Source organism: Enterobacter sp., assembly GCF_977039595.1.
Genome location: NZ_CDRQYH010000044.1, coordinates 1 through 15,937, shown reverse-complemented (window position 1 = coordinate 15,937; position 15,937 = coordinate 1). Strand labels below are relative to the sequence as shown.

15 protein-coding genes are annotated in these 15,937 nt (G+C 56.2%); 10 read left to right on the top strand and 5 right to left on the bottom strand.

The window, feature by feature from the left end; genetic code table 11:
* The first annotated feature begins 80 nt into the window (after nt 1–80).
* The 4 genes from ACWYRJ_RS13935 (at nt 81) to rimL (ending at nt 4,538) form a co-directional block, all read left to right on the top strand.
* The gene (locus tag ACWYRJ_RS13935) at nt 81–1,250 is read left to right on the top strand and encodes a methionine aminotransferase (RefSeq protein WP_455508102.1); all 1,170 of its coding nucleotides are present in this window, start codon (nt 81–83) and stop codon (nt 1,248–1,250) included.
* A gap of 22 nt (nt 1,251–1,272) precedes the next feature.
* Nucleotides 1,273–2,046, top strand: coding sequence for a transporter substrate-binding domain-containing protein (locus ACWYRJ_RS13930; RefSeq protein WP_021242531.1), 774 nt, complete (start codon nt 1,273–1,275; stop codon nt 2,044–2,046).
* A 242-nt stretch (nt 2,047–2,288) separates the two neighbouring features.
* The gene (locus ACWYRJ_RS13925) at nt 2,289–3,944 is read left to right on the top strand and encodes a glucan biosynthesis protein (protein ID WP_455508101.1); all 1,656 of its coding nucleotides are present in this window, start codon (nt 2,289–2,291) and stop codon (nt 3,942–3,944) included.
* Between the two features lie 45 nt (nt 3,945–3,989).
* Nucleotides 3,990–4,538 (top strand): 50S ribosomal protein L7/L12-serine acetyltransferase, encoded by a 549-nt coding sequence (gene rimL, locus ACWYRJ_RS13920; protein ID WP_455508100.1) that lies wholly within the window; start codon nt 3,990–3,992, stop codon nt 4,536–4,538.
* Here rimL and ydcK read toward each other — a convergent pair.
* Nucleotides 4,533–5,513: a YdcK family protein gene (gene ydcK, locus ACWYRJ_RS13915; RefSeq protein ID WP_325848147.1), complete on the bottom strand. Its 981-nt coding sequence runs from the start codon at nt 5,511–5,513 to the stop codon at nt 4,533–4,535. The two genes, rimL and ydcK, sit on opposite strands and share 6 nt — an antisense overlap.
* A 133-nt stretch (nt 5,514–5,646) precedes the next feature.
* Here ydcK and tehB point away from each other — a divergent pair, with 133 nt between their 5' ends.
* A complete protein-coding gene (tehB, locus tag ACWYRJ_RS13910; protein WP_111964629.1) occupies nt 5,647–6,240 on the top strand; it encodes a tellurite resistance methyltransferase TehB in 594 nt (197 codons plus the stop codon).
* On the opposite strand, the gene pepT is transcribed toward tehB, so the two are convergent.
* The gene (pepT, locus tag ACWYRJ_RS13905; protein WP_455508099.1) at nt 6,237–7,466 is read right to left on the bottom strand and encodes a peptidase T; all 1,230 of its coding nucleotides are present in this window, start codon (nt 7,464–7,466) and stop codon (nt 6,237–6,239) included. The two genes, tehB and pepT, sit on opposite strands and share 4 nt — an antisense overlap.
* Before the next feature lie 111 nt (nt 7,467–7,577).
* Here pepT and ACWYRJ_RS13900 point away from each other — a divergent pair, with 111 nt between their 5' ends.
* Entirely contained in the window at nt 7,578–9,173 is a 1,596-nt protein-coding gene (locus tag ACWYRJ_RS13900) for an ABC transporter substrate-binding protein (RefSeq protein ID WP_455508113.1), read from the top strand.
* A 135-nt stretch (nt 9,174–9,308) separates the two neighbouring features.
* A complete protein-coding gene (locus tag ACWYRJ_RS13895; RefSeq protein ID WP_455508098.1) occupies nt 9,309–9,983 on the top strand; it encodes a DUF3313 domain-containing protein in 675 nt (224 codons plus the stop codon).
* Nucleotides 9,984–10,017: 34 nt separating this feature from the next.
* Here the strand turns inward: ACWYRJ_RS13895 and ACWYRJ_RS13890 are convergent, their stop codons facing one another.
* Nucleotides 10,018–10,914: a DMT family transporter gene (locus ACWYRJ_RS13890; protein WP_455508097.1), complete on the bottom strand. Its 897-nt coding sequence runs from the start codon at nt 10,912–10,914 to the stop codon at nt 10,018–10,020.
* A 174-nt stretch (nt 10,915–11,088) separates the two neighbouring features.
* Between ACWYRJ_RS13890 and ACWYRJ_RS13885 the strand changes: the two genes are divergently transcribed.
* Complete coding sequence (locus ACWYRJ_RS13885) at nt 11,089–11,961, top strand: helix-turn-helix transcriptional regulator (RefSeq protein WP_111964624.1); 873 nt, start codon at nt 11,089–11,091, stop codon at nt 11,959–11,961.
* Here the strand turns inward: ACWYRJ_RS13885 and ACWYRJ_RS13880 are convergent.
* Nucleotides 11,941–13,107, bottom strand: a complete 1,167-nt coding sequence (locus ACWYRJ_RS13880) for a benzoate/H(+) symporter BenE family transporter (RefSeq protein WP_455508096.1) — start codon at nt 13,105–13,107, stop codon at nt 11,941–11,943. The two genes, ACWYRJ_RS13885 and ACWYRJ_RS13880, sit on opposite strands and share 21 nt — an antisense overlap.
* 92 nt (nt 13,108–13,199) lie before the next feature.
* Between ACWYRJ_RS13880 and ACWYRJ_RS13875 the strand changes: the two genes are divergently transcribed.
* Together ACWYRJ_RS13875 and ACWYRJ_RS13870 are read left to right on the top strand one after the other, a co-directional pair.
* A complete protein-coding gene (locus ACWYRJ_RS13875; RefSeq protein ID WP_111964622.1) occupies nt 13,200–13,727 on the top strand; it encodes a helix-turn-helix domain-containing protein in 528 nt (175 codons plus the stop codon).
* Nucleotides 13,728–13,807: 80 nt separating this feature from the next.
* Nucleotides 13,808–15,772: a peptidase U32 family protein gene (locus ACWYRJ_RS13870; protein ID WP_455508095.1), complete on the top strand. Its 1,965-nt coding sequence runs from the start codon at nt 13,808–13,810 to the stop codon at nt 15,770–15,772.
* Here the strand turns inward: ACWYRJ_RS13870 and ACWYRJ_RS13865 are convergent, their stop codons facing one another.
* On the bottom strand, nt 15,773–15,838 hold the full coding sequence (locus ACWYRJ_RS13865; RefSeq protein WP_455508112.1) for a DUF2554 family protein: 66 nt from the start codon (nt 15,836–15,838) through the stop codon (nt 15,773–15,775). It lies immediately after the preceding gene.
* Nucleotides 15,839–15,937 lie beyond the last annotated feature (99 nt).

Here is a 15,937-nt window from a genome sequence, read left to right as displayed (position 1 = left end):
ATTATGACAACAATTCGATTGTCCCGACAACAGAGATGTTGTTTGAATAGTTATGCAATGTCCATGAGAAGGGAAAGAGGATGACTTTACGAACGCCAGTGCAGACGCGCTCCAAACTGCCCGATGTGGGCACCACCATTTTTACCGTTATCGGCCAGCTCTCGGCGCAGCATAACGCGATTAACCTTTCTCAGGGCGCACCGAATTTTTCCTGCGACCCGAAGCTGATTGCGGGCGTCACCCGCGCAATGGAGTCGGGGCATAACCAGTATGCGGCGATGACCGGCCTGCAGCCGCTTAAAGAGCGCATTGCCGATAAAATTGCCACGCTTTACGGCACGCGCTATGACCCGGCCGGCGAGGTCCTGGTGACCGCTAGCGCCAGCGAAGGTCTCTATTCGGCGATTAGCGGGCTGGTGCACCCGGGTGATGAGGTGATTTACTTTGAGCCCTCTTTTGACAGCTACGCGCCGATTGTCCGTCTGCAGGGGGCAACCCCAATTGCCATCAAGCTGACCGTGCCGGATTTTGCCGTCAACTGGGATGAGGTCCGGGCTGCCATCTCCCCGAGCACGCGCATGATTATCATCAATACGCCGCACAACCCGAGCGGTCAGGTCTTCTCCGCCGACGATCTGCAGCAGCTGGCGGCGCTGACCCGCAATACTGACATCATTATTTTGTCTGACGAAGTGTACGAACACGTGGTGTTTGACGGTGAGCCGCACCACGGGATGGCCACGCACCCGCAGCTGGCGGAGCGTAGCGTGATTATTTCTTCTTTCGGAAAAACCTATCACGTCACCGGCTGGCGCGTGGGTTACTGTGTTGCACCGGCGGTGCTGATGGACGAGATTTGTAAAGTCCATCAATTTTTAATGTTCTCTGCCGATACGCCAATGCAGCACGCGTTTGCTGAACATATGGTCGACCCGCAAACCTGGCTGTCGCTGTCGGCGTTTTACCAGCGCAAGCGCGATCTGCTGCAGAGTCTGCTGGCCGATTCGCCGTTCACGCTGCTTCCCAGCGCCGGATCGTTCTTCATGCTGGCGGACTACAGCCAGTTCAGCGACGAGCGCGACAGCGATCTGGTGAAGCGGCTGATCGTCGAGTACGGTGTTGCCACTATTCCGCTGTCGGCGTTTTATGCGGACGGTACGGATAATAAATTGATTCGTCTCTCTTTTGCGAAAGATGAGGCAACGTTACGGGCAGGTGCCCATGCCCTGTGTCGGGTTAAACCACGCTGAGATAGGCTCTGAGGAGTATGAGATGAAATTACGCGCGTTAGTTGTCGGCATGGGATTGCTGTGTACCTTTTCCTCCTTCGCGGCGTCCGAGCTGCGTTACGGTCTGGAAGCAGAGTATCCGCCGTTTGAAAGCCGCAATGCGGCAGGCGAACTGGAAGGGTTTGACGTTGAGCTGGGGAACGCCATCTGCAAAGCGGCAGCGCTGAAGTGCAGCTGGGTGGAAACCTCGTTTGATGCGCTGATCCCGGGCCTGGTGGCGAAGAAATTCGACGCCATCAACTCGGCGATGAATATCACCGAGCAGCGCCGCAAGAGCATTGATTTTACCCAGCCTATCTACCGTATTCCGTCGCAGCTGGTGGGCAAGGCCGGTACGGCGGTCGAGGCGACGCCTGAAGGGCTAAAGGGGAAAACCATCGGCGTGCTGCAGGGCTCCATTCAGGAAACCTATGCCAAAGAGCACTGGGAAAAGCAGGGTGTCACCGTGGTGTCTTATAAAGATCAGAATATGGCCTGGGGCGATCTGCTGAATGGCCGTATCGACGCCTCGCTGGTCATGTCCGCGGCCGGGCAGGCAGGTTTCCTCAGCAAGCCGCAGGGGAAAGGGTTTGGCTTCATCGGCAAGCCGGTGTCTGACGACACTATCCTCGGCAGTGGGATCGGCTTTGGGTTGCGTAAAGGTGACGAGGCCACCAAAAAGCAGCTTGATGCCGCAATTGATAAGGTACGTGCCGACGGCACGATCGCCAAACTCGCTGATAAGTACTTCCCGGGTATCGATGTCAGCGTAAAATAACCGCCTCATTGGCCCCGTCAGCTGATGTCCTGACGGGGCATTTTTATACACATTTTCCAGGCTTTCTTTACACCACTTTCGGGCCGTTCTGGTCGACAGAAAATATTTCTCACTTTGTTCATATAATCACCGGCCAACAATTGGATTCTTAACCATTTTTGTTTAGGCTGTGCGTTCTTTCTTGCCGTCATTTCGCCGAGCGCGGAACACATTCACACGACCATAAGGACGTTTTTCCAGGCATGAATCGCAGACGTTTTCTAAAAGGCTCGCTGGCAGTGGCAGCCCTGAGCGGCACATCCGGCCTTGCTTCCCTGTTTTCCAAAGCGGCATACGCTGCCGACTCTGACATTGCTGACGGCCAGAGCCGTCGTTTTGACTTCTCCGTACTGCAATCCATGGCGCATGACCTGGCGAAAACCCCGTGGGGTGGCGCGCCGCGTCCGCTGCCGGAGACGCTGGCAACCATGACGCCGCAGGCGTACAACGCCATTCGCTACGACGAAAAGCAGTCTCTGTGGAACAACATTGAAGGGCGTCAGCTGGACGTGCAGTTCTTCCATATGGGAATGGGATTCCGCCGCCGCGTGCGGATGTTCTCGCTGGACCAGTCGACCTCTATGGCGCGCGAGATCCACTTCCGTCCTGAGCTGTTCAGCTACGGTGAAACGGGCGTGGATACCAAACAGCTGGAAGGGCAAAGCGATCTCGGCTTTGCGGGCTTCCGCGCGTTTAAGGCGCCGGAGCTGGCGCGTCGCGATATCGTCTCTTTCCTGGGGGCCAGCTATTTCCGCGCGGTGGACGACACCTACCAGTACGGCCTTTCCGCCCGCGGTCTGGCGGTAGACACCTTTACCGACACGCCGGAAGAGTTTCCGGACTTTACCGCCTTCTGGTTTGAAACCGTCAAGCCCGGCGACACCACCTTTACCGTCTATACGCTGCTGGATAGCCCGAGCATCACCGGCGCCTATAAGTTCGTGATCCACTGCGAGAAGAGCCAGGTGATCATGGAGGTGGAAAACCACCTCTATGCGCGTAAGGACATCAAGCAGCTCGGCATCGCGCCGATGACCAGCATGTTCAGCTGTGGCAATAACGAACGCCGCATGTGCGACACCATTCACCCGCAAATTCACGACTCCGACCGCCTGGCGATGTGGCGCGGCAACGGGGAGTGGATTTGTCGTCCGCTGAACAACCCGCAGAAGCTGCAGTTCAATGCCTATATGGATAAAAACCCGAAAGGGTTCGGGCTGCTGCAGCTCGATCGCGATTTCTCGCACTATCAGGACGTGATGGGGTGGTACAACAAGCGCCCAAGCCTGTGGGTGGAACCGCGTAACGACTGGGGTAAAGGCGCGGTTGGCCTGATGGAGATCCCGACCACCGGTGAAACGCTGGATAACGTGGTCTGCTTCTGGCAGCCGGAAAAAGCGGTAAAAGCGGGCGACGAGCTGGACTTCAAATATCGTCTCTACTGGAGCGCGATGCCGCCGGTGCGCTCCCCGCTGGCGAACGTTTATGCGACCCGCACCGGCATGGGCGGCTTCCCGGAAGGCTGGGCGCCGGGCGAAAATTACCCGAAAGTGTGGGCCCGTCGCTTTGCGATAGATTTTGTCGGCGGCGATCTGAAGGCCGCTGCGCCAAAAGGCATCGAGCCGGTGATTACGCTCTCCAGCGGTGAAGCGAAGCAGGTGGAAATCCTCTACGTTGAGCCGTTTGACGGCTATCGCATTCTGTTTGACTGGTACCCGACGTCGGATTCGACGGAGCCGGTGGATATGCGTCTGTTCCTGCGCTGCCAGGGCGACGCCATCAGTGAAACCTGGCTGTACCAGTATTTCCCACCGGCGCCGGATAAACGTAACTACGTTGACGACAGGGTAATGCGTTAACGATCGATTCCCTCTCCCTCCGGGAGAGGGTTAGGGTGAGGGGCAATGACCGCAGTAAAATCCGAAATTATCCCGGTATCTAACGCTCTCGAGCTTCGCGCCGTCGAAGAGCGCTATACCGCCGATCTGCACAACCTCGTCGTCAAAAACAGAATCTTTCTGCAAACCGCCTTTGACTGGGCGCAGCACGTAGGTAGCGAAGAGGATACCCGCCGCAACGTGCAGAGTAACCAGATGCTGCACCAGCGCGGCTACGCCAAAATGTTTTTGATCTTCAAGGATGATGCGCTGGTTGGCGTCCTGTCGTTCAACACGATTGAACCGACCAACAAGGCCGGGTACATCGGCTACTGGCTGGATGAAGCCCACCAGGGGCAGGGTATCCTCTCCCGGTCACTGCAGGCGTTTATGCGCTACTACGCTGAGCGCGGTGAAATCCGTCGTTTTGTGATCAAGTGTCGGGTGGCGAATCAACACAGCAACAGCGTTGCCGTGCGCAACGGTTTTACGCTGGAAGGGTGCCTGCGGGAAGCGGAATACCTGAATGACCGCTTTGACGACGTGAATATCTACGGCAGGATTTATACCCTATAACGCACCCAGCAGCGGCGTGCGGGTGATGCGCTGGTCGCCGTTTATCACTTTTTCGCCGCGCAGGTGAATGCTCTCGCCGGCAAATGCTTCAATAACCGCATCGCCGGTAATTTCAACCCGATGTTCGATCAGCACATCCCCGCTGATGCGCGCGCGCCCCTGAATCACGACTTTATCATCCAGCATGATCGGCCCGCCGCGCAGCCAGGCCTGACCGCCAATCAGGACGTGATGCTTGATGACGCAGTTTCCCTCGACCACGGCATTCTCCGCAATCTGCGAGCTGTAGCGCACCGTTGGGATGGCATCTTCATCAAAGCCGGCAATCACGCGGGCGTTACCATAGACTTTTGCGCAGTCGCACACCCACACGTTGTTGAGTTCGTTTCCCTCGAGGATCGCGTTGTCGAAGACTTCGGCCCGGTGTTCAACAAAGGCAAAATTAACCATCGCCTCGCCGTAGATTTGCGCCTGGTGCACAATCCTCGACTGGCTCACCGTTGCCTTATCGTAGATTTGCAGGATCTGTTCATGGTCCGGCGTCAGCCCTTTGGCAGCAATGACCACGCTGTGGTGCAGCACGCGCGCTTCGCCGTAGATATGACACTCGCCCCGCACGCAGGATTGCTGAATGGTGACGTTGTCACTTATTCGCGCTCCGTGGCTGACCTCTGCGCCGTCCAGCCAGCAGCTGTCACCGATACGGGCATCATGGCTCACGACGCACGGCAGGGTAAGACGCGCGTTGCCGGACACGGTCGCTCCGGCGAACACCACGCTGTTTTCATCGTAGATCCAGCAGTGGCCGTCCTGCGCGAGGGCGCGCTCATCGTCAATCCAGCCGCCTCTCGTCCCGACAGTCACGTCGTTAAAGTCCGCCGTGGCGATAATCTGCCGCAGCGTAGTGGCGTGGGTAGTTTCGCCATTTTTCCATTGCCAGAGGCGGGTCTCGTCGCTGAGGCGATATTTGTTCATCTTCATGTCTCTGATAAGCGTCTTCACTAAACGTAGCAAAGTTTTCGCATTTCGAGCGGCTGGCAACCAGACGGTAAACGCCTTAAAATAGCATCCAGGATGCACTTTCACTTTATGAGAACGCAGGAAAACAATGACTGTCGATGAGAATTACTTCACAGAGAAATACGGCTTAACCCGTACCCATTCAGAAGTGCTGTACAGCGCGGAGATTGTGAAACCCGGTAAAACGCTGGATCTGGGCTGCGGCAACGGCCGTAACAGCCTCTATCTTGCAGCTAACGGCCACGATGTCACCGCGTGGGACAAGAACCCGATGAGCATCGATAATATCGAGCGCATTAAGGCGGAAGAAGGGATCGATAACCTCCACACGGCGATTAAAGATCTCAACAACCTGAGTTTTGACGGCGAGTACGATTTCATTCTTTCCACCGTGGTGCTGATGTTCCTGGAGTCAAAAACCATCCCGGGTCTTATCGCTAATATGCAGCGCTGCACCAGGCCTGGCGGCTACAACCTGATTGTTGCCGCGATGGACACGGTGGATTACCCGTGCACCGTCGGCTTCCCGTTTGCGTTCAAGAGCGGTGAGCTGAGCAACTACTATGAAGGCTGGGAGTTGCTCAAATACAACGAAGACGTTGGCGAACTGCACCGCACCGATGAAAACGGTAACCGCATCAAGCTGCGCTTTGCCACGATGCTGGCGCGCAAGCCCGCTTAACGGGCGGCCAGCAGGCAGATCTGCAGGGCCGTGTTGTAAGACGCTTCGAACGACGACAGCGGCAGGAATTCAAACTTCGAGTGGAAGTTATGCGCCCCGGTGAAGAAGTTCGGCGTGAGTAGCCCTTTTGCCGAGAGCGCCGCGCCGTCGGTGCCGCCGCGCATCGGCGTCGGTTTCGGCGTGATGCCGAGCGATTCCATCGCCTCGAATATCAGATCGATAGCGCGCCGGTCTTCACCAATCGCATTGCTGATATTGCTGTAGGTATCTTCAATGCGATAGTCCACTCTGGCCGTCGGATATTGGGCGGCAATCAGTGCGGCCACGTCGGCAATCTGCTGCTTGCGCGCGGCAAAGCTGTCCTTGTCAAAGTCGCGGATATTGGCCTTAAGAACGGCCTCGTTCTGTCCGGCCTGAATGCCGTTAAACCAGATATAGCCTTCACGTCCCTCGGTGCACTCCGGCGTTTGCTGGCGGTCAAAATGGCTGATGTAATCAGTCGCCATCAGCAGGGGATTCACCAGCACGCCTTTGGCGGACATCGGGTGCGCCGTTATGCCGGTAAAGCGGATCTCCGCGGCGGCCGCATTAAAATTCTCGTAAACAATTTCACCCAGCTCGCAGCAGTCGATGGTCCAGGCAAAGTCGACGTCGAAGCGCTTAAGATCCAGCGCCTTGGCACCGTTCAGGCCGATTTCTTCGTCAGGCACAAACGCCACGACGATATCCCCATGCCGATGCTCCGCCGTGAGGTTTTCCAGCACCGTCATGACCACCGTGACCGCCGATTTATTATCGGCGCCCAATACGCTGGTTCCGTCGCTGAAAATAATCTCCTCGTTCGGATAAGCCAGAATTTCAGGGTGCTCGTTAACCCGCAGCCAGATGTCTTTCTCTTTATTCAGACAGAGATCTTCACCGGTAAACGTTAATATTTGTGGATGAATATCCGGTGAAAGTCCCACGTCGACGGTATCAATATGGGTAATAAAACCGATGCGCGGTGCACCGGGCACGTTGCCTTTTTTAACCGCCGTCACCGTGGCGAATTCATCTATCACAATGTCGTCTAACCCCAGCTGTGCCAGCTCCTGCGCCAGCTCGCGCGCCATGTCATGCTGGCCCGGCGTTGAGGGCAGGGTTTTGACTTTGGGATCGCTCTGGCTGGTGATCGCGAGATAGCGGAAAAAACGGTGCGTTAATTGTCTGGAAAGCGGCGAGCCCATAGTGATTTATTCCTTATTTATTTTTCAGGTGTTTGCCACATCACTTTAATGTTATTTATGAAATGGCAAAAGAATTAATTAGCCGTCGAATTAAAAAGACAGGAATAAATGATGACAAGCAAACTCACAACTTTCACATTGGCGCTCGCGGCACTCACGGTCAGTTCCGCTGTCGCTGCGAAAACGCTGGTGTATTGCTCCGAAGGATCGCCGGAAAACTTTAACCCTCAGCTATACACCTCGGGAACCAGCGTCGACGCCAGCGCCGTGCCGGTTTATAACCGTCTGGTCGATTTCAAACCCGGCACCACGGAGCTGGTGCCGAGCCTGGCGGAGCGCTGGGAGGTGAGCGACGACGGCAAGGTCTACACCTTCTTTCTGCGTAAGGGCGTTAAGTTCCAGAGCAATAAATCCTTCACGCCAACCCGCGACTTCAACGCCGACGACGTGATCTTCTCGTTTATGCGGCAGAAAGACGTGAATCATCCCTACCACAATGTCTCTAACGGCAGCTACTCCAACTTTGAAAGTCTGGAGTTTGGCAGCCTGATAACGAGCATTGATAAAGTTGATGAGCACACCGTGCGCTTTACCCTGGCGCACCCGGAAGCGCCGTTTGTCGCCGATCTGGCATGGTATTTTGCCTCGATCCTGTCCGCGGAATATGCCGACGCGATGCTCAAAGCGGGCACGCCGGAGAAGGTGGATATGGAGCCCATCGGCACCGGGCCGTTTAAGCTGGCGCAGTATCAGAAAGATTCGCGGATCCTGTTTACGGCGTTTGCCGACTACTGGCAGGGAAAATCGAAGCTGGACAGGCTGGTGTTTAGCATCACCCCGGATGCCTCCGTGCGGTTTGCCAAAATTGAGAAGAACGAATGTCAGGTGATGCCGTTCCCGAACCCGGCGGATCTGCCGCGCATGAAGGCGAACAAAGACATCAACCTGATGAGCAAAGCCGGGCTGAATACCGGTTTTCTGGCTTTCAATACCCAAAAGCCGCCGCTGGATAACGTGAAGGTCCGTCAGGCGCTGGCGATGGCCATCAATAAACCAGCCATTATTGATGCGGTGTTCCACGGTACCGGCACCGCTGCGAAGAACCTGCTGCCGCCGGGCGTATGGAGCGCAGACAGCGAGCTTAAGGATTACGACTACGACCCTGAAAAAGCCAAAGCGCTGCTGAAAGAGGCCGGTTTTGCCAGCGGCGTTAGCATCGATTTATGGGCGATGCCGGTGCAGCGTCCCTATAACCCGAATGCGAAACGCATGGCGGAGATGATTCAGGCGGACTGGGCGAAAATAGGCGTGCAGACCAAAATCGTTACCTACGAATGGGGCGAGTATTTGAAACGCGTGAAGGGCGGAGAGCATCAGGCCGCGCTGATGGGCTGGACGACGGCAACGGGCGATCCGGACAACTTCTTCGGCCCGCTATTTACCTGCACCTCGGCAAACGGTGGGTCAAATTCGGCGAAATGGTGCTATAAGCCCTTTGATAAAATTATTGCGGAAGCAAAATCAACGACCGATCGCGATAAGCGCGTGGCGCTATATAAAGAGGCGCAGCAGATGATGCATGACCAGATGCCCGCGGTAATGATTGCGCATTCAACCATTTTCGAACCGGTGCGCAAGGAGGTGACGGGCTATGAAATTGACCCGTTTGGCAAACATCTGTTCTGGCAACTGGATATAAATCAGTAATTTTTCACTGCCCGGCACGCCTCCGGGCAGTCTTTTCGCAATTTGTGCTCTCCGCATCATTTTTTGTCACAACAAACCCGCCGGTCTTTTGCTATAACTTCAAATGCATACTTGCAGATAACATGGAAAACTATCATGCGTACTCAAACTTTTTTTAAAGTTGCAGTGCTTACTGGTCTGTTGACGTTAGCGGGCTGTTCTTCGAAAGTCGCAGCTCCCGAACAATATTCTGGCTTTTTAAAAGACTATTCAGGATTGCAGCAGACAACGTCTGCGACGGGTAAACCAACGCTGCGTTGGGTTGATCCTTCCTATAACGAAGCTAATTACGACAGTATTCTCTGGACACCGATTACGTATTATCCAACGCCAAAACCAACCACGCAAATTGGTCAAAAAACGCTTGATGAGCTGTTGAACTACACCAATACCAAAATGAAAACGGCAATTGGCACGCGTAAGCCGATTGTGACCACGCCGGGTAAACATAGCCTGATTTTCCGCGGTGCAATTACCGGGGTGAGTTCGCAGAAAGAAGGTCTGCAGTTCTATGAAGTGGTGCCGGTCGCGCTGGTGGTAGCAGGTACGCAGATGGCAACCGGGCATCGCACCATGGATACACATCTGTTCTTTGAAGGCGAACTGATCGATGCGGCCACCAACAAACCGGTCATGAAGGTGGTGCGTAAAGGCGAAGGTAAAGATCTGAACAACGAAAGTACGCCGATGACCTTTGCAACTCTGAAGCAGGTTGTTGATGACATGGCGACGGACGCCACCATGTTTGATGTGAAAAAGACCGCGAAATAAAATAAAAAGGCCTGCGTAATGCAGGCCTTTTTATTTACGCCATTCGTATGCGTCTGAACCAGGTTTCTGGTTTGGTAAACATCACCATATTTCCCCCCAGAATCAGCAATAACCCCACTATACCGTTGATATGCCAGACGTAGCCTTCATACACCGTAGAGATGGACAGCGCCACCAGCGGGAAGAGCAGCGTACTGTAGGCCGCTTTGCCCGGGCCAATGCGTCCCACCAGCGTGAAGTAGGCGCCAAAGGCAATCACCGAACCAAATACAGCCAGATAGAGCAGCGCGCCAATGTAGCTGATGGTCCACTCTGGCGCGAAGCTATCGCCTCTGAACAGCGCAATGCAGCCCATCACCAGCGTGCCATAGAGCATCGCCCAGGCGTTGGTGGTCATGGTTTCCAGGCCTCTGCGCTGATGGCGCATGCTGATCATATTGCCCAGCGAGAAGCCGTAGGTGCCGAGCGCGGAGAGGCCAATCCCGGTCAGGAGCGATGCGCTCCAGCCGCTGGCCAGCAGATCGTCCCAGAAGAGGGTGACGATCCCGATCAGGCCCAGCGCCGCCGCCGTCCAGAAGCGCGACGGCGGACGCTGCCCGAAGAAAATAAAGCTGTTGATGGCGTTATAGAGCACGGCCATGGAGAAGATCACCGACTCCAGCCCGGTATTAATGTGCGAGGCTGCGGCGTAAAAACACCAGAAGTTAAAGCAGAAAACGCAGCATCCCTGGAGCATACAAAAGAGGTGATCCCGCAGAGCCAGCTTGCGCAGGCGGCGCAGGGCGATTAACACCGCCATCATCGTGAGGCTGGCGACGGCGAAACGCCAGAAAATCGAGACGGGCGCCGCTACGGGACCCTGCTGCAGGAAAATCGCAATCCAGGTGGTTCCCCAGATGACCACCACCAGTCCGTATAATATAGCGTTCATACTTTTTCTCTTCTCAAATCACGGAAGCCCGCAGTATGGCGCTGAAATTCGCGACGGGCTTTCACCGGATTGCGGGTGACTTGCAAAATCTTGCGCTTTTTTCTTCCGGCGGGACTGGCAACGGGGGGCAACTCTTCTTAGACTGATATTCCCATCAATTATGCGCTAACGGTTATGTCTCACGCTTACGATACCTTTGAAACGCTTTGCCAACAGAATGCAGTTCTGCGGGAAACCGTCTCGCTGAATTCGGGTATTCAGCTGGCAGCATGGTACAACAAGCACGATACGATAACGGTAAAAAGTAACCATCATACCCTCAGCCTGTACGTGGCGGACGGTTACGAAAGCTATCAAAAAACGCCGGGCGGCTGGAAGAACGGCGGGGGACCGGACCGTTTCTGTCTGATGCCCAAAGAGAGCGAATCGACGTGGGATATCCGCGATGACCTGTCGTTTGTGCATCTCTACTGCACCGACGAACACCTGCGCGACGTGGGGGAAAAGATTTGGGACAAGCGTCCGCTTTCGCTGACCCTTGACGAGCGCATTTTTGGTAGCGATCCGAAGATCACCGCGCTGTATCGGCAGTTTTTGCTCGGCTGCGACTGGCAGCAGCACGCCAACCAGCTCACCCTGAGCACGGCCTCTACGCTGCTGCTGACCCATCTGCTGCAAAACTACTCTAACGTGCAGTGGAAGCTGCCGGTCGTCACCGGAGGGCTATCGCCATTCGTGCTGCGCAACGTGCTGGCCTTTATTGAAGAGAACCTGGGCCAGCCCTTGACGCTGGCCGAGCTGGCGGCGCAGGCCGCGCTCAGCGAATACCACTTTGCCCGCATGTTCCGCCAGTCGACGGGGCTGGCGCCGCATCAGTACGTGATGCAGAGGCGAATGGATAAAGCTAAGGCCCTCGTCCAGCATACGACGACGCCGCTGACGGACATCGCGCTTGCCTGCGGGTTCAACTCCGCCAGCCACTTCAGCAACCGCTTTCGCAGCGCGACGGGCATGACGCCTTCGCAGCTACGTGCGGCGAGTGCGTGAAAACAGGGCGTAGCACATCCCGCCCAGCACCAGCCCCCAGAATGCCGAACCGATGCCCAGGATTGTCACGCCGCTTGCGGTCATCAGAAACGTGACGATAGCCGCGTCGCGCTCCGCTTCGTTACTCAGCGCCTGATATAAACTCCCGCTGATGGTGCCCAGCAGCGCCAGACCGGCCAGCGTCTGGATCCAGCTGAGCGGCAGTGCGGCCATCAGCCCGGTAATGGAGCCCCCGAAAATTCCCGCCAGCAGGTAAAATCCTCCCGCTGCGATGGCCGCCAGCCAGCGTTTACCCGCATCCGGGTGTGCATCCGGGCTTTGACAAATGGCGGCGGTTATAGCCGCAATGCAGATGGAAAAGACGCCAAACGGAGAAAACAGCAGCGCCAGCCCTCCCGTGACGATGATGAGCGGTGAGACCGCCAGCGGGTAACCGGAGGCTTTCATCGTGGCGAACCCCGGCGCGTTTTGCGAAGCCATGGTCACGAGGAAGAAGGGCAAGCCAATACTCACCAGGCTGGTGAAGGTGAAGGCGGGTGCAATAAATTCGGGCATTACCAGAGAAAGGGTGAGTTTATCCGTGACAACGTCACCTGCCGCCCATGCCACAATCCCGCCCACCAGCAGCGTGACCACGATGGCATAGCGCGGCGACAGCGCTTTTGCGATTAGCCAAGCCGCAATCATGCTGCCGCACAGCAGAAAGTGCCCCTCAAGATGCGCAAACGCGTGGAGGCCAAACTGCAGCAATACCCCTGCCAGCATGGCGGCAGCAAGCGAATGAGGGATCAGCTTCATCAGACGGGCGAAAAGCCCGGTAATGCCGCAGAGCAAAATAAGCGCGTTAGCAAAGATGAACACGCCGATGGTTTCTGCCAGCGTGACGCCGTGCAGGCTGGTGGCGAGCAGCGCCGCGCCGGGCGTCGACCAGGCGGTCAGTACGGGCGCTTTGTACCACCAGGAAAGCGCCAGCGTGCTGACCCCCATCCCAATTCCCAGCGCGGTCATCCAGCCCGCAATCTGCTGTGCGCTGGCGCCTGCCGCGGCGGCGGCCTGCCAGATGATGGCGGCCGAGCTGGCGTAACCAACCAGAACGGCGACAAATCCAGCCAGTGCGACCGGAATAAAGTGAGAGGATGGGCGCATGAAAACTCCATTGTGCGTTATAACGTCCGGAGTAAGGTAGCACTGTGCGCTATAGCGTACAAGTGGTATGCTGATCGTCACCAGGAGGGAACATGGATATCACACTACACCTTGCAACAACGCTGAAAACGCTGCGCCAGGCGCGCGGCTGGAGTTTGTCGAAGCTCGCGGACGAGACCGGCGTGTCAAAAGCCATGCTCGGTCAAATCGAGCGCAATGAATCCAGCCCGACGGTGTCGACGCTGTGGAAAATTGCCACCGGGCTGAACGTGCCGTTTTCCGCGTTCATCACCCCAGAGGCGGACCGGCAGGCGGTATTTGATCCCCAGCAGCAGGCGATGGTCGTCAAGCCGCTCTTTCCGTGGGACGAGACGCTCGGGTTTGATTATTTCTCCATCACGCTGGCACCCGGCGCGCTGAGCGAATCCACGCCGCATGAGGCCGGGGTAATAGAACATGTCGTCGTAGTAAGCGGCGAGCTGGAGATGAAGCTTGGCGGCAAATGGCAGACGATTTCTGCCGATTCGGGCATCCGTTTCGCAGGCGATAAACCGCACGCCTACCGCAACAGCAGCGACCGGACGGTGCATTTTCACTCCCTGATTCATTATCCCCGCTGACGCTACGCAAAACTGTTTCGCTGACGCATACTTCTGACTACAATAGCCGCCATTTTGACCATAACGGATAACGACGAAGTATGCGCCTGCAATCCCATCATCTTGAACTTTTAAGCCCGGCCCGCGACGCCGCCATTGCCCGTGAAGCGATCCTTCATGGCGCAGATGCCGTCTACATTGGTGGCCCAGGCTTCGGTGCCCGCCATAACGCCAGCAACAGCCTGAGCGATATTGCTGAACTGGTGCCGTTCGCCCACCGTTTCGGGGCGAAAGTGTTCGTGACCCTGAACACCATTCTTCATGATGATGAGCTGGAGCCTGCGCAACGTCTGATTACCGATCTCTACCAGGCCGGGGTGGATGCCCTGATTGTTCAGGATATGGGCGTGCTGGAGCTGGATATTCCCCCCATTGAACTGCATGCCAGTACCCAGTGTGATATCCGCACGGTTGAGAAGGCGAAGTTTCTCTCTGACGTCGGCTTTTCGCAGATCGTTCTGGCGCGTGAGCTGAACCTAAATCAGATCCGCGATATTCACCAGGCGACAGACGCGACGATTGAATTCTTTATCCACGGTGCGCTGTGCGTCGCCTATTCAGGTCAGTGCAATATTTCCCACGCACAGACGGGCCGCAGCGCCAACCGCGGCGACTGTTCTCAGGCCTGCCGTCTGCCGTATACCCTGAAAGACGATCAGGGCCGCGTCGTGGCGTTCGAAAAACACCTGCTCTCCATGAAGGATAACGATCAGACGGCCAACCTGGGCGCGCTGATCGACGCGGGCGTGCGTTCCTTCAAGATTGAAGGGCGCTACAAAGATATGAGCTACGTGAAGAATATCACCGCGCACTATCGCCAGATGCTGGACGCCATCATTGAAGATCGCGGTGACCTGGCGCGCGCGTCGGCCGGACGCACCGAACATTTCTTTATTCCGTCGACGGACAAAACTTTCCACCGCGGCAGCACGGACTATTTTGTGAATGCCCGTAAAGGGGATATCGGCGCGTTCGACTCACCGAAGTTTATCGGTTTACCGGTGGGTGAAGTGCTGAAAGTGGCGAAGGATCACCTTGATGTTGAAGTGACGGAACCGCTGGCGAACGGCGATGGCCTCAACGTGATGATTAAGCGTGAGGTCGTGGGCTTCCGCGCCAATACGGTCGAGAAAACCGGCGAGAACCGCTACCGCGTCTGGCCGAATGAGATGCCGGCCGATCTCTACAAGGCGCGGCCAAACGCGGCGCTTAACCGTAACCTCGATCATAACTGGCAGCAGGCGCTGCTGAAAACCTCCAGCGAACGTCGTATCGCGGTGGACATTGAGCTGGGCGGTTGGGAAGAGCAGCTGATTCTGACCATGACCTGTGAAGACGGCATCAGCGTAACGCATACGCTCGATGGCCTGTTCGAGGTGGCAAACAACGCGGAAAAAGCGCTCAACAGCCTGAAGGATGGGGTGGCGAAGCTTGGCCAGACGATTTACTACGCCCGTAACGTTGAGGTCAGTCTGCCGGATGCCCTGTTCGTGCCGAACAGCCTGCTTAACCAGTTCCGTCGTGAAACGGCAGAGATGCTGGATGCCGCGCGCCTGGCGCAGTATCCGCGCGCTAGCCGTAAAGCGGAAGCCGTACCTGCACCCGTATACCCGGAGACACATTTATCCTTCCTGGCCAACGTCTATAACCATAAAGCGCGTGAATTCTATCATCGCCACGGCGTGCAGCTGATCGACGCGGCTTATGAAGCGCATGAAGAGAAGGGCGATGTGCCGGTGATGATCACCAAGCACTGCCTGCGCTTTGCGTTTAACCTTTGCCCTAAGCAGGCGAAAGGGAATATTAAGAGCTGGAAGGCAACCCCCATGCAGCTTGTAAACGGTGATGAAGTTCTTACTCTCAAGTTCGACTGCCGTCCTTGCGAAATGCATGTGATTGGCAAGATGAAAAACCACATCTTCAAAATGCCGCAGCCGGGCAGTATTGTGGCGTCCGTCAGTCCGGACGATCTGATGAAAACTCTGCCTAAACGCAAGGGCAGTTAATTACCGAACGTGCGTATTAGGTTTGCGCGATTTCTGCCACAGGTGGTGTTCGCGCAAACCGGTGATGCTGCCAACTTACTGATTTAGTGTATGATGGTGTTTTTGAGGTGCTCCAGTGGCTTCTGTTTCTATCAGCTGTCCCTCCTGTTCAGCTACTGACGGGGT

Excerpts from the sequence above, each read along its gene's own strand:
- ACWYRJ_RS13935 (WP_455508102.1), top strand. The coding sequence starts at position 81 with ATGACTTTACGAACGCCAGTGCAGACGCGCTCCAAACTGCCCGATGTG.
- ACWYRJ_RS13930 (WP_021242531.1), top strand. The coding sequence starts at position 1,273 with ATGAAATTACGCGCGTTAGTTGTCGGCATGGGATTGCTGTGTACCTTT.
- ACWYRJ_RS13925 (WP_455508101.1), top strand. The coding sequence starts at position 2,289 with ATGAATCGCAGACGTTTTCTAAAAGGCTCGCTGGCAGTGGCAGCCCTG.
- rimL (WP_455508100.1), top strand. The coding sequence starts at position 3,990 with ATGACCGCAGTAAAATCCGAAATTATCCCGGTATCTAACGCTCTCGAG.
- ydcK (WP_325848147.1), bottom strand. The coding sequence starts at position 5,513 with ATGAACAAATATCGCCTCAGCGACGAGACCCGCCTCTGGCAATGGAAA.
- tehB (WP_111964629.1), top strand. The coding sequence starts at position 5,647 with ATGACTGTCGATGAGAATTACTTCACAGAGAAATACGGCTTAACCCGT.
- pepT (WP_455508099.1), bottom strand. The coding sequence starts at position 7,466 with ATGGGCTCGCCGCTTTCCAGACAATTAACGCACCGTTTTTTCCGCTAT.
- ACWYRJ_RS13900 (WP_455508113.1), top strand. The coding sequence starts at position 7,578 with ATGACAAGCAAACTCACAACTTTCACATTGGCGCTCGCGGCACTCACG.
- ACWYRJ_RS13895 (WP_455508098.1), top strand. The coding sequence starts at position 9,309 with ATGCGTACTCAAACTTTTTTTAAAGTTGCAGTGCTTACTGGTCTGTTG.
- ACWYRJ_RS13890 (WP_455508097.1), bottom strand. The coding sequence starts at position 10,914 with ATGAACGCTATATTATACGGACTGGTGGTGGTCATCTGGGGAACCACC.
- ACWYRJ_RS13885 (WP_111964624.1), top strand. The coding sequence starts at position 11,089 with ATGTCTCACGCTTACGATACCTTTGAAACGCTTTGCCAACAGAATGCA.
- ACWYRJ_RS13880 (WP_455508096.1), bottom strand. The coding sequence starts at position 13,107 with ATGCGCCCATCCTCTCACTTTATTCCGGTCGCACTGGCTGGATTTGTC.
- ACWYRJ_RS13875 (WP_111964622.1), top strand. The coding sequence starts at position 13,200 with ATGGATATCACACTACACCTTGCAACAACGCTGAAAACGCTGCGCCAG.
- ACWYRJ_RS13870 (WP_455508095.1), top strand. The coding sequence starts at position 13,808 with ATGCGCCTGCAATCCCATCATCTTGAACTTTTAAGCCCGGCCCGCGAC.